Annotated in this window: 10 protein-coding genes; 8 read left to right on the top strand and 2 right to left on the bottom strand. The window is 58.8% G+C overall.

The annotated features are described in order from the left end of the window. Positions 1–48: 48 nt before the first annotated feature. From QRN61_RS22225 to QRN61_RS22210, 4 genes are all read left to right on the top strand, one after another. On the top strand, positions 49–831 hold the full coding sequence (locus QRN61_RS22225) for a class II aldolase/adducin family protein (RefSeq protein WP_097090406.1): 783 nt from the start codon (positions 49–51) through the stop codon (positions 829–831). Beyond that, on the top strand, positions 831–1,733 hold the full coding sequence (locus QRN61_RS22220) for an alpha/beta fold hydrolase (RefSeq protein ID WP_103369126.1): 903 nt from the start codon (positions 831–833) through the stop codon (positions 1,731–1,733). Before QRN61_RS22225 ends, QRN61_RS22220 begins: the two co-directional genes overlap by 1 nt. Before the next feature lie 201 nt (positions 1,734–1,934). Continuing rightward, positions 1,935–2,846, top strand: coding sequence for an SDR family oxidoreductase (locus QRN61_RS22215; RefSeq protein ID WP_007968066.1), 912 nt, complete (start codon positions 1,935–1,937; stop codon positions 2,844–2,846). Between the two features lie 602 nt (positions 2,847–3,448). After that, positions 3,449–6,931 (top strand): dermonecrotic toxin domain-containing protein, encoded by a 3,483-nt coding sequence (locus QRN61_RS22210; RefSeq protein WP_285375524.1) that lies wholly within the window; start codon positions 3,449–3,451, stop codon positions 6,929–6,931. 30 nt (positions 6,932–6,961) lie between these two features. Here the strand turns inward: QRN61_RS22210 and QRN61_RS22205 are convergent, their stop codons facing one another. Further along, positions 6,962–7,747, bottom strand: coding sequence for an IclR family transcriptional regulator (locus tag QRN61_RS22205; protein WP_027610880.1), 786 nt, complete (start codon positions 7,745–7,747; stop codon positions 6,962–6,964). 165 nt (positions 7,748–7,912) lie between these two features. Here QRN61_RS22205 and hmgA point away from each other — a divergent pair, with 165 nt between their 5' ends. The 4 genes from hmgA (at position 7,913) to QRN61_RS22185 (ending at position 12,704) form a co-directional block, all read left to right on the top strand. Further along, positions 7,913–9,217 carry a homogentisate 1,2-dioxygenase gene (gene hmgA / locus QRN61_RS22200; RefSeq protein WP_285375522.1) on the top strand — a complete coding sequence of 435 codons (1,305 nt, stop codon included), beginning with the start codon at positions 7,913–7,915 and terminating at the stop codon, positions 9,215–9,217. Between the two features lie 3 nt (positions 9,218–9,220). Beyond that, positions 9,221–10,525, top strand: coding sequence for a fumarylacetoacetase (gene fahA, locus QRN61_RS22195; protein WP_134785459.1), 1,305 nt, complete (start codon positions 9,221–9,223; stop codon positions 10,523–10,525). Between the two features lie 12 nt (positions 10,526–10,537). Beyond that, positions 10,538–11,173, top strand: a complete 636-nt coding sequence (gene maiA, locus QRN61_RS22190) for a maleylacetoacetate isomerase (RefSeq protein WP_285375519.1) — start codon at positions 10,538–10,540, stop codon at positions 11,171–11,173. 160 nt (positions 11,174–11,333) lie between these two features. Continuing rightward, a complete protein-coding gene (locus QRN61_RS22185) occupies positions 11,334–12,704 on the top strand; it encodes an MFS transporter (protein WP_097090413.1) in 1,371 nt (456 codons plus the stop codon). A gap of 185 nt (positions 12,705–12,889) precedes the next feature. Here the strand turns inward: QRN61_RS22185 and QRN61_RS22180 are convergent, their stop codons facing one another. Beyond that, positions 12,890–13,693 carry a SirB1 family protein gene (locus QRN61_RS22180; protein ID WP_285375517.1) on the bottom strand — a complete coding sequence of 268 codons (804 nt, stop codon included), beginning with the start codon at positions 13,691–13,693 and terminating at the stop codon, positions 12,890–12,892. Positions 13,694–13,744 lie beyond the last annotated feature (51 nt).

Here is a 13,744-nt window from a genome sequence, read left to right as displayed (position 1 = left end):
CTAGACTGCTCGTACGTGCAGAACAATAAGAACGCAGAGGTGCATACAGTGAGCGTAGCCCCCGTCCAATTGTCCCTTGATGTCAAAGACCAGGTCAGTGCCGCGGAATGGCAGACCCGGGTCGATCTCGCCGCCTGTTATCGGCTGGTAGCGTTGCATGGCTGGGACGACCTGATCTTCACCCATATTTCCGCCAAGGTGCCGGGCACCGAAGACTTCCTGATCAACCCGTTCGGGTTGATGTTCCATGAGATCACCGCGTCGAGCCTGGTCAAAGTCGATCAGGCCGGCAACAAGCTCATGGACAGTCCCTACGAAATCAATCCCGCCGGTTACACCATCCACAGCGCCGTGCACGAAGTGCGGCACGATGTGGTTTGCGTGCTGCACACCCACACCGCCTCCGGTGTAGCCGTTTCCGCGCAAAGACAGGGTGTGCTGCCGATCAGCCAACAGTCGCTGTTCGTGCTGTCGAGCCTGGCCTATCACGCCTATGAAGGTGTGGCGCTGAATCACGAAGAGAAGGCGCGCTTGCAGGCGGACCTTGGCGAGAACAATTTCCTGATGCTGCACAACCACGGTCTGTTGACCTGTGGCGGCACCATCGCCGACACTTTTCTGATGATGTTCACCTTCCAGCGCGCCTGCGATATTCAGGTCATGGCGCAGACCGGCGCTGCTGAACTGATCGCCATCGAACCGCAGATCCTGGCGGGCGCCAAAGCGATGATCGCCGGCGTCACCAAAAGTGCTCAAGGCATGGGTGGCGCGCTGGCCTGGCCGGCGTTGCTGCGCAAACTCGATAAACAAGACCCCGGATATAAACTCTGATGCCTCTTGCCGAGATCCCTCTGTGTGTCTGGCGCAAACGCAGCCGGACGTTTGTCTTTCGCGGTCAGTCGATCCGTTACTGGACGGCGGGGCAGGGTGAGCCGCTGCTGCTGATCCACGGTTTCCCGACGGCCAGTTGGGACTGGCACTACCTGTGGCAGCCGCTGGCCCAGCGCTACCGGGTGATCGCCTGTGACATGCTCGGTTTCGGGGATTCGGCCAAACCATTGAATCACCGCTACAGCCTGCTGGAACAGGCCGACCTGCAACAGGCGCTGCTGGCGCATCTTCAGGTCGAGCAAGCGGTGCATGTGCTGGCCCACGATTACGGCGACAGCGTTGCCCAGGAGTTGCTCGCCCGGCATTACGAAAACCGGATCGAGGTCGCCAGTTGCGTCTTTCTCAATGGCGGGCTGTTTCCGGAAACCCATCGCCCGGTCTTGATGCAAAAGCTGCTGCTCAGCCCCTTGGGCTGGATGATCGGCCGTGCATTTACCCGTGATGCGCTGGTGAAAAGCTTCCGACAGATTTTCGGCCCGCAGACCGGCCCCAGCGAAAGTGAACTGGATGATTTCTGGAGCCTGATCGAAACCCATCGTGGCCCACGCATCCTGCACAAACTGATCGGCTACATCCCTGAGCGGCGGGTGCAACGTGATCGCTGGGTGACGGCGATGCAACGCGGCGAGGTGTCGCTGCGAGTTATTGACGGTGAGGTCGACCCGATCTCCGGTGCGCACATGGTCGAGCGTTACCGCGAGCTGATTGCCGACGCCGATACGGTGCTGTTGCCGGGCATCGGCCACTATCCGCAGATCGAAGCGCCGGTGCAGGTGCTCAAGCATTACCTGGCGTTTCGTGAGCGCCTGGAGTTACCGCCGCGCAAGGTCGCATGCTCCTGACAGATCAAAAGATCGCAGCCTGCGGCAGCTCCTATACCGATCTTCTGTAGGAGCTGCCGCAGGCTGCGATCTTTTGATCTTTTGACGCCCTCATCATCCCTCACCCTTATCGCGCACCATTCAGCCTCAGCCGTATTCGTTGTGACCCAAAGCCCTGTGCCTGACACTCGGACTCAATACTGGCCTGCTGGAGTTCCTGCGATGAATGAGTCCGTACGTTTCGAAGATAAAGTCGTGATCGTCACCGGCGCCGGTGGTGGCCTGGGGCGAGCGCACGCTTTGCTGTTCGCCCGGCACGGTGCCAAAGTGCTGGTCAACGACCTCGGCGGCTCGACCCAGGGCGAAGGGGCCAACGCCTCCGCCGCCGACCGTGTGGTGGCGGAAATTCGCGAAGCCGGCGGCATCGCCGAGGCCAACCATGACTCGGTCACCGACGGCGACAAACTGGTGCAAAACGCCCTCGACGCCTTTGGCCGTGTCGACGTGGTGGTGAACAACGCCGGGATTCTGCGCGACAAGACCTTTCACAAGATGGACGACGCCGACTGGGATCTGGTTTACCGCGTCCACGTCGAAGGCGCCTACAAAGTGACCCGCGCCGCGTGGCCGCACTTGCGCGAGCAAAACTACGGAAGGGTGATCTTCACCGCCTCGACCTCGGGCATCTACGGCAACTTCGGCCAGTCCAACTACGGCATGGCCAAACTCGGCCTCTACGGCCTGACCCGTACCCTGGCCATCGAAGGTCGCAAGAACAATATTCTGGTCAATGCCATCGCGCCTACCGGCGGCACGCGCATGACCGAAGGCCTGATCCCGCCGCAGGTGTTCGAACAGCTGAAACCGGAACTGGTCAGCCCACTGGTGGTGTACCTGGCCAGTGAACAGTGCCAGGAAACGTCCGGCCTGTTTGAAGTCGGTGGCGGCTGGATGGGCAAGGTGCGCTGGGAACGCAGCCTCGGTGCTGGCTTCGATCCCCGCAGCGGTTTCTCGCCGGAAGATGTCGCGGCGCACTGGCAGCAGATCTGCGACTTCGAAGGCGCGGCGCATCCGAAGGACAACATTGAAGCGCTGAAGGAAATGATGGCGAATTTGCAGAAGTATTCGCTGTAACGTTTGCCACGCCCCGCAAATACCGATCCCGCCGGTAAAGCCTTCGCCCATAAAAAAGGCCGCTGCAAACGCAGCGGCCAAGGTAAGACGTTGGATCAAGGAGCTACAAATCAACGTCAGTGAACACCGGGGCGATCAATCGAAGCATCGACTCATCTGAAATCGGTCAGCGCTGGCGCGAGTTGCTCAGCAGCCAAGGCTTGGTGCTTTGCGGCGTCTGCCTGAAAGCCCGCTCAGAATAAGCACTTGAACCCGAAGGAAAAATAGCGATTCCGGACATGCACTGTTACGGGGCGTGCAACAGTCTTGATCGCGCCACAGGATCCTGCACGGACTGCGCAAAGTGTTCGCGCCCGGAAATATATCGCTTCGCTGTCTATTCTGGATGGTTGAGTTAGTTACTTTGTATGAGGCTTTTGTGCGGATTATTTGTTTGTGAATTTGTCATTTTTCACAGGTGGTTTTTTTGTTTCGGTTAATACCTTGTAATCTATATTTGTTGAAATGAACTGGCGCTTCTTGTTTGTTAAAAATAAAACTATCTTTCGCTATCGCAGTGATGCGGGGTTGCGTTCACTGAACTTGAAAGATAGGACTTGAATATGGATAAGTTATACAAAAGCTTGATGCGAGGTTCTGAAGGTGCAGAAGTAACCTGGAGGGCTGAGTGGGCAAAGGCCGCTGCCGCGCAGAATGATTTGTTCGCTATTGTTGAGGCGATCCCGACAGTTCGGCAGATTGCTCGGCAGGCATTGCAGCAAGAATTGCAGCAGCGGCAGAAGAATATCAATATCGATAATGTTTATATAAATATTACCGATCAGTCCAATGAGATTGAACGTCGTCCTTCGGGGAAACTGTCTGAGGTATTGCTTCATTGTCTTGATAATAATGTGGCGCCGAGCTATCTGGCTGGTGGCGGGGACGGTGTCTTTCACCTGCCCGATACCGTTGGCGAAGAGATGAGAGTCAAGGGCTTCAGTATTATCGAGGCTGAGGAGGCTATTACTTATACGCTGCGAAACATGGAGAGCAGCCTGCGTTCGGAGATAGGCAAATATTGGGCGGCCCCCGTAAAAGTCGCAACAACTGAAAATACCGGACTGACAAATAAACAGGCCTTGCAGCAGGCTTATAACGTTGTGCTGACAGCGGAGCTTTCTTTAAAAGCCATGGCGGGATTTCTGGATCATGGCATGGCGACGCGCTATTGCTATTTGTTGAACCTGGAAAACGGCGCCGGCGCTTATAGCGTTGTGGTGAGTCCTGAATCCGACTCTCGCACTTCGCTTGTTCCGGGGTTTGTCCTCGATAATGCGATGCGGGCGGATCCGCAAATGAAACTGCTCAATGAGTCCACCGGTTATGTCATTCACACGCCAGGCAACGGCTTTGAATACTTCGCCAGGAATATCGACGCGCACGCAACGCTGCTGGCGCGTGTATCGGCGTCCGGTAGCAAAATCGCTTTCCCTAAAGCCACGCAAAGTGTGTCTGCTCATTGTGTCGACGCTTACTTGAAGGGGCAACTTGAGACGCTTGCAAGTCTGATGCGCGATTGCAAGGGCCAGACTCGAGCGTTCAGCCGTGTATTGCAGGACAATCAGATGTTGTCGGTGATGCGTGCTGACATCGGTCGTCGATTCGATCAAGTGCAGGCAGAACTCAAGCGGACCGAATGGCCACTCTGGCTTAAGAACGGTGGTAACGCTCTTCAGCAGCGTTACGTCGAGCTTGAGCACTCGATGGAGAAATATCACTCTGACTACCGGGTGGTTTTCGACAGGTGTTTCTCTTTTAAAGATTATGTCTTGCGTTGTTTTTCCGAGTGGGCGATGAGCGCGTTGGGTGAGCAACTGGAAGCCGAGACGATAAAGGTGCGCAGCGTCCACAAGATGCAACTGGGCGGCCGCACCCTCGAGCAGGTCGACAGTCGGACCCTGACGGAATTCATCATCTTCGGTCTGCATGACGAGGGGTATAAAGCCGAAATCAGCCTCACCGGGTTGCCGTCCGGCAGCAGGCTATCCGCTGCTGCACTTGAGCAATGGTTGAACAACATCAACTTGCGCTCGCAGTTTGTATCCAGTCTTCCAACTGATCCATCGCCGGAGTTTGCACAGGCGTATCGCGACCACTTGCACAGCAACATCGAGTTCGCGCTTTTCGTTGCGCGCCATTCGGGCGCCTTCAGTGAAACCGAAGCGAAGGTCATTGAAAGGGCGTTGGCAGGTGACCTTTCGGTGTCTATCCGCGGATTGAAACTGAGCCTGCAGATTCCAGGGCCCGCCTTGAAAGGTGTGATGGTTTTTCGGGCACCGGAGACTCGGAACTATCTTGTTTATCTGATAACACCTGCAGGCAAATCCGTTTTCATGGCGTTTGCGGATGTACTCGCTCTGAACAAATGGTTTGAATCGGCCATGACCGCTGATCGTGAATACGCGGCGTCATTGATTCATCCGGACTATTTGCACGATGCCGGATCCTTGCGCGGTATCAGCCGTCACGCCACCCATTATCTGTACAAGCTGGATACCCAATACTCGGACCTTTTCCCCAATGGCACAGCGCCGTTGCTCAATGACGTCAATCTCGCTTTTCAGTCTGAACTGGCGTTACACAGGACCATTGCGCCTGCGCCTTACCGCTACCTCGGGATTGAGCCGCGCAAACGTTACGCTCGATTGAATACCGAACTGAAAGCGCTCTCCACCGTTGAGGCAAGGGACAATGCGTTCCCTTCTTTCGAACGCTTTACCCACGATGCGGTAAAGCAGAACCTTGAAAGTCTGTTGCGTTCGCGAGGACGAAATGTCGAGATCAATCCCGATCAGATTATTGTCCAGACTGACGATTTTCAGAAAAGCGTAACGGATCTGCTCATAGAAGGACTGTCGTTTGAAGCTGCCAATCCGGCTTATCCGAGCAAGTATGACCCGAGGTATTTTTTGACGGACGGCCATCCGGCCATTGATCAACTGGATATTCGCGATCTGTCCTCGTTATCGAAAACATTCCGTCCTGGCGACAGGTATACGGAAATGCTCAATACCGACTATCTGGACGGGAAGCATCCTGGCTACGCATTCAAGCGCGCCGTTCACGCAAAAAAAGTTCGCTGTCAGATGCATTACGATCTGCTCTCCAACTACATTGATGGCAGGTTTGGCTCTGAAATCTTTATAGCGCTACAACGGGTTGTCGGCAGTTTGAAAGAGGATGTCTATCACTACCCGATCAATGATTCGTCCGCAGAAGGTGATGAAGGTCTTTACGAATTCAATATCGGGAAAATCGGCTTGACCAAGGCGGGGGATCGTACGGTTGCGGGTGTCTACATCCTACGGATGAACATTCTCGGCCAGTTCCACGACTGGTTATATACGCCCGATGCGCCGGATGGCGTTGCCTATCGACCCATCAACGATTTCATTCCATCGATTCGTTTCCAATACGGACCTATGCGCGATTATTACTTTGACCGGGTTGCAATCGTCGATCAAAAAGTAATCAATGACTATTTTGACGATCTTGCCGCAAGCGGGAAACCCCTGCCTCCGGTCAAGACGCAAGAACGTGCCAAGTTGAACAACCTCTTCACGTTCCATGATCGGAGAGTGCGTCGCGCATTGAGCGATATCGATGAGCGAACCACCAGTTTGAAGGAGGTTATCGCGGGACTGGTTTACGATGGCCTGATCAAAGTGGTGAATGTCATCAGTCTCGCCGTGCCGCCTATTGGCTCCGTGGCCGTTGCGGTGCAGATGATGAAAAGTGTCTACGACGGAGCACTGGCGCAACGGCGAGGTGACTACTCGGCGGCACTGGGATACGGCGCGGACGCGTTGATCGGACTATTTACGCTCGGCCAGGCGGCCACAGCCGGTGCGAGCGCAGAGGTGATCAAGCAGGTGACCAACGTTCAACGATCGTTTCTCGGTCTGGTCGATGATGCACGGTCGGCGGCGCAATTCGTCGCCGAGGCGGCGGGTCATAAAGCGGCAGATCAACAGTTGATCGATTTCTTCACTGAATTGATGAAGGATCGGGTAACCGGCATCAGCCAGACCATCGTGCGCTGATCCCGGGCTGGCGCCTGGAGATCGCCTGACTCAACCGGCTTGCTCATACCCCATGCGCCAGCTCACGGCCCGCGACGCCGCCAGTAACCGCTGCGCCGCCGGGCCGTCTTCATCAGCGTGGAACAGTGAAGTCGGGCCGACGATGGTCAGCACCGCGGCGATCTGCCCGACTGCGTTGAACACCGGGGCTGACAACGCGTCCACACCTGGCATCAACAAGCCGTGCACATGATGCAGACCGCGTTCGCGGATCTGCTCGCACAAACCGCTGTAGGCATTTTGATCGGCCAGTGGATGGCCGGCGACGGCGATTTCCTGCTCGCGCAACTCATCGGTTTCCCGATGCGGCAGAAAGGCACTGAACACCAGCCCGGTGGACGAGCTGAGTAACGGCAACACCGAACCCAGTTGCGTCACCACCGTCACCGCGCGCACCGCCGGTTCGATGTGCACCACGGTCGCGCCCTGATTGCCCCACACCGCCAGAAAACAGGTTTCGTTCAGTTCATCGCGCAACTCGGACAGGGGCAGGGCGGCGACTTTCAGCACGTCCATACTGTTCAGCGCAGCGAGGCCTACACGCAACGCTTCACGGCCGAGTCCGTAATGGTTGGTGGCGGCGTTCTGCTCGGCAAAACCACTGGCGATCAGTGCCTGGAGATAGCGGTGCACCTTGCTCGCCGGCATCTGCACATGTTCGGCCAATCGCGACAGTGAGGTGGAGGGCGATAACTCGGCCAACGCCTTGAGGATGTCAGTGCCGACCTCGGCGGAGCGGACTTTCTGTTTGCCGTTGCTGTCGCTGGTTTTTTCCATGGTGCGGCCGGGATCCGAAAACGAATGGGCGTCTTTATAGCTTGACGCTGGATAGCGAGCAAATTACGTTATGCGTAATCGAATTACGATAATAACAACCCCGGCGTGCGCAAAGCTCTGAGCCAGAGCGATGGGCCACTGCCGACTCCCTGTTCAGGAGGCTCCATGAACCTCGATTCAAACGCGTCGAAGCTGGCGTACCAGTCCGGTTTCGGCAACGAATTCAGCAGTGAAGCGTTGCCCGGCGCCTTGCCCATCGGCCAGAACTCCCCGCAAAAAGCCCCGTACGGCCTCTATACCGAATTGCTCTCCGGCACTGCGTTTACCATGACCCGCAGTGAAGCCCGGCGCACCTGGATGTACCGGATCCAGCCGTCGGCCAATCACCCGGCGTTCGTCAAACTGGAGCGGCAACTGGCCGGCGGCCCGTTGGGTGAAGTGACGCCCAATCGCCTGCGCTGGAATCCTCTGGATATCCCGGCCGAGCCGACTGATTTCATCGACGGTCTGGTTGGCATGGTGGCCAATTCGGCGGCGGAAAAACCAGCCGGCATCAGCATCTATAACTACACCGCCAACCGTTCGATGGAGCGGGTGTTTTACAACGCCGACGGCGAACTGCTGCTGGTGCCGCAACTGGGGCGGCTGCGAATTGCCACTGAACTCGGCGTGCTCGAAGTCGCGCCGCTGGAAATTGCTGTGCTGCCGCGTGGCCTGAAATTCCGCGTCGAGCTGCTTGATCCGCAGGCGCGCGGTTACGTTGCCGAGAACCACGGCGCGCCGCTGCGCCTGCCGGACCTGGGGCCAATCGGCAGCAACGGCCTGGCCAATCCACGGGATTTCCTCGCGCCGGTCGCGTCTTATGAAAACCTGCAGCAGCCGACGACGCTGGTGCAGAAATTCCTCGGCCAGTTGTGGGGCACCGAGCTCGATCATTCGCCGCTGAACGTGGTCGCCTGGCACGGCAACAACGTGCCGTACAAATATGATCTGCGCCGTTTCAACACCATCGGCACCGTGAGCTTCGATCACCCGGATCCGTCGATCTTCACCGTGCTGACCTCGCCGACCAGCGTGCACGGTCTGGCCAACCTCGACTTCGTGATCTTCCCGCCACGCTGGATGGTCGCCGAGAACACCTTCCGTCCGCCGTGGTTCCATCGCAACCTGATGAACGAATTCATGGGCCTGATTCAGGGCGAATACGATGCCAAGGCTGAAGGCTTCGTGCCCGGCGGTGCCTCGCTGCACAGCTGCATGAGCGCCCACGGCCCGGATGGCGAAACCTGTACCAAAGCGATCAACGCGGAACTCAAACCGGCGAAGATCGACAACACCATGGCCTTCATGTTCGAGACCAGTCAGGTACTGCGCCCAAGCCGCTTCGCCCTCGACTGCCCGCAACTGCAATCCACATACGACGCCTGCTGGGCCACGCTGCCCGCCACGTTCGACCCGACCCGGAGATAACCCATGACTCAGACTTCCATCACCCGCAGCTGGGTTGCTTCGGCCAATGGCCACGCGGATTTCCCGCTGCAGAACCTGCCGCTGGGCGTGTTCAGCACTGGCGGCTCGGCGCCGCGCGCGGGCGTGGCGATCGGTGAACACATTTTCGATCTGCAGGTGGCGCTTGAAGCCGGCCTGTTCGACGGCCCGGCACGCAGCGCGGTCGAAGCCATGCACGGCGGTCTGCTAAACGCCTTCTTCGACCTCGGTCGTGAAGCCCGCGTAGCCTTGCGCAGCCGCTTGCTGGAATTGTTCGGCGAGGGCAGCACTCATCGCGGCGCCATCGAAGCCCAAGGCGCAAAACTGCTGCCACTGGCTGCCGATTGCCAGATGCACCTGCCGGCGCGCATCAGCGATTACACCGACTTCTACGTCGGCATCGAGCACGCGCAGAACGTCGGCAAACTGTTCCGTCCGGACAACCCACTGCTGCCCAACTACAAGCACGTGCCGATCGGTTATCACGGTCGCGCCTCCACCGTGCGCGCTTCTGGTACCGACGTGCGCCGCCCGAAAGGCCAGACCCTGCCGGCCGGTGCGAGCGAGCCGACCTTCGGCCCGTGCGCACGACTGGACTACGAGCTGGAACTGGGCATCTGGATCGGTCAGGGCAACGACATGGGCGAGCCGATTGCCATCGGTGACGCCGCCGAACACATCGCCGGTTTCTGCCTGCTCAACGACTGGTCGGCCCGCGATATTCAGGCCTGGGAATACCAGCCACTCGGCCCGTTCCTCTCCAAGAGTTTTATCACCAGTGTTTCGCCATGGGTGGTGACCGCCGAAGCGCTGGAGCCATTCCGCATGGCGCAACCTGCGCGCCCGGAAGGTGATCCGCAGCCGCTGCCATACCTGTTCGACAAACGTGATCAAGATGGCGGCGCCTTCGACATCGAACTGGAAGTGCTGCTGCTCACCGAAGCCATGCGCGAACAGAATCTGCCAGCCCATCGGCTGACCCTGAGTAACACTCGCTACATGTACTGGACCGTCGCACAAATGGTCGCGCACCACAGCGTCAACGGCTGCCAGTTGCAGGCCGGTGACCTGTTCGGTTCGGGGACTTTGTCCGGCCCGCAAAGCGGTCAGTTCGGCAGCTTGCTGGAAATCACCGAGGGCGGTAAAAAGCCGATCGAACTGGCCTCCGGCGAAGTGCGCAAATTCCTCGAAGACGGCGACGAAATCATTCTGCGTGCGCGCTGCGCCCGTGACGGTTTTGCCTCGATCGGCTTCGGCGAATGCCGCGGCAAAGTGCTGGCGGCGCGCTGACAGGAGCGGATCATGGATCTCTACACCTATTACCGCTCGACCTCGTCGTATCGGGTGCGTATCGCGTTGGCGCTGAAAGGGCTCGACTACACCGCGTTGCCGGTCAACCTGATTGCGCCGTCGGGAGGCGAGCATCGCCAGCCGGCGTATCTGGCGATCAATCCGCAGGGCCGGGTGCCGGCCTTGCGCACCGATGACGGCGAGCTGCTGATTCAGTCGCCGGCGATCATCGAGTACCTGGAAGAGCGTTATCCACAGTTGCCATTGCTACCCGAAGACCTCGCCGCCCGTGCTCATGTGCGCGGTGTGGCGGCGGTGATCGGCTGCGATGTGCATCCGCTGCATAACGTCAGCGTGCTCAATCGCCTGCGCCAGTTGGGCCACGAAGAGCCGCAGGTGGTGGAGTGGATCGCGCACTGGATCAGTCAGGGGCTGACGACCGTCGAGCAATTGATCGGTGACAGCGGTTTCTGTTTCGGTGAGTGGCCGTGTGTGGCGGATGTTTATCTGATTCCGCAGTTGTATGCGGCCGAGCGCTTCGGTGTTTCGCTGCAGGCTTATCCGCGGATTTGTCGGGTGGCGGCGTTGGCGGCTGAGCATCCGGCGTTCATCAAGGCGCATCCGGCCAATCAGCCGGATACCCCTTAAAGCTTCACCTTGCCCCAATGTGGGAGCGGGCTTGCTCGCGAAAGCGGAGTGTCAGGTACCGGGATGCTGACTGATACACCGCTTTCGCGAGCAAGCCCCTCCCACAGGGGAGATTCGGCGCCCGCCAAAAAAATCATAAAAACAAAACAGGTACCTTGCGATGCATAACCAGATTGCCAGCTTTCGCGCGGCACTCGACGCCCGTCCTGTGTCCCGCTATCAGTGGTTATTGCTGATCCTGCTCGCCTTGCTGCTGGTCACCGACGGCTATGACGCCCAGGTGCTCGGTTACGTGGTGCCGGCTCTGGCTCAGGACTGGGGGCTGGAGAAAGCCGCATTCGGGCCGGTTTTCAGTGCCAACCTGTTGGGCCTGACCCTTGGTTCGCTCGCGGTGACGCCGCTGGCCGATCGCTTCGGCGTACGGCGGATCCTGCTCGCCTGCGTGTTGATCTACGCCAGCCTGACGGTGTTGATGGTGTTCGCCGATTCTCTGAACACCTTGATGATCGCGCGCTTCATCTGCGGCATCGGCATGGGCGGGGCGATGCCCAGTGCCATGGCCTTGATGTCGGAATATTCACCGCCTCGTCTGCGCACCTTGATGGTGACGCTGGCCGCTTGTGGGTTTTCGTTTGGCGGTGCGGCGGGTGGTTTTGTTGCTGCGGGCTTCATCGACCGCTTTGGCTGGCAAGCGGTGTTCCTTGCCGGTGGTGTCACGCCGTTGCTGCTGTTCCCGTTCCTGTGGTGGATGCTGCCGGAGTCGCTGCCACGTCTGCTGCGCGATGCACCGCCCTATGCGCGCCTGCGCAAAGTCACCGCGCGAATGCTGCCGGACTGGCAACCGCCGGCCGCGTCCGTCGAACAGAACAAGCGCGAGCAGGGCAGCAAATTGACCGTGGTCGAGCTGTTCCGCAACGGTTATGCGCGCCCGACCCTGCTGATCTGGGCGACGTTTTTTGTCAGCCTGATTCTGTTGTATTTCATGATCAGCTGGCTGCCGACGTTGTTGCTGGAAAGCGGTCTGAAACTCAATGAAGCCAACCTGGTGACCTCGATGTTCCTGTTCGCCGGCACCTTGGGCGCAGTATGCATGGCGTGGTTCGCCGACCGTTTGAAACGCAAGGTGCGGCTGCTCTGCGCAGTGATGGCCGGGGCGGCGCTGTGCACGATTCTGCTGGGTTTGAACCACGATAATCCACGTTATCTGGTGGCCTGCGTGTTTGCCGCCGGGTTCTGCATCATCGGTGGGCAACTGACGCTGAACGCCTTCGCCAGCAACTTCTACCCAGCGCATGTGCGGGCCACGGGCACGGGCTGGGCGTTGGGGGTAGGGCGCTTCGGTTCGATCCTCGGGCCGCTGTTCGGCAGCATGCTGCTGGCGATGCACATTCCGGTGACGCAGATTTTCTTCTTCTGCGCGATACCGGCGGTCATTGCGGCGCTGCTAATCATCCAGGTGCGCTCGCCTTCAGATATCCCGCAATCCAATGTGGGAGCGAGCTTGCTCGCGAAGAACGATAACGCAGTCTGACAGGAACAACGGTGGCGCCTGCTTCGCGGGCAAGCCACGCTCCCACAAGGGATCGTTGTGATGCAGAAGAATGGGGCCACGCTGAACCCTGTGGGAGCGGGCTTGCTCGCGAAGGCGATTCAGGCTTCGATGCATTCATCGCTGACACGACGCTTCGCGAGCAGGCTCACTCCTACAAAAAGCGTTTAGTGCACAACGGAATTGGGTGGCAGGTGGCCGAGGCGTTCAGTCAGACGCAGGCGCTGGATCGGGTCGTCACTAAGCAGCAACGCATGTTCCAGATCGAAGCGCTCGGCGTTCGGACAGTCGAGCCGTTGATACAGGCTGGCGCGGGCCAGATAATCGGCGGCGCTGGCACCGCCCAGTTCCAGCACGCGTTCGGCATCGATCAGCGCGGCGATGTAATCCTCATGGGCCAGATGCAACTGCCGCAGGTTGCGTGACAGGCGCTGGAGCATCTGCTCTGGGCTGGCGGTGGCCAGATGGTCGGCGTTGAGTTTGAGGTGCGCGCCGTACTGACGTTGCAACAACTCGCGACAGTCATTGGGGTACAGCCGCCGACCGCCGCAGGGATCCAGCAGGTGATCAGCACCGGGTACCCGCAGCAGGAAATGCCCGGGGAAGTTCACCCCGACCAGCGGAATCTCCAGACCACGGGCCAGTTCCAGAGCAATCAGGGACAGGGTCAGCGGCTGGCCGCGACGGGTCTGCAACACTTTGTGCAACAACGCGACCTGTGGGCGTAGCGGCAGAAAATCGTCCTGAGAGAAGCCCAGATCATTCAACCGCCGCAGCAACGGTTGCGCCAGTTCGCTGACTGGCAGCATCGGCAAGCCGTAGCTGACGCGCTGTTGCAGCTCCTTGAAGTCCTGTTGCAGCGCGTCGACATCGAGGCCTTTTTCGTGCTCGGCAGCCATCCACAGCGCCGCTTCGAACAGCGCGGGCGGTGAACGGTGCAGACACTCGAAAAAGCGTTGGCGCGGACTCATCGAAATCTCCGGGGAATGCCTCGTTTTAGCCCCGTCCGCGCCATTCGTCCA

Origin of the sequence: Pseudomonas sp. lyk4-TYG-107, from assembly GCF_030209055.1 — a bacterium.
Taxonomy (GTDB): Bacteria; Pseudomonadota; Gammaproteobacteria; order Pseudomonadales; family Pseudomonadaceae; genus Aquipseudomonas; species Aquipseudomonas putida_A.
This window is presented reverse-complemented; position numbering and strand designations above follow the sequence as displayed.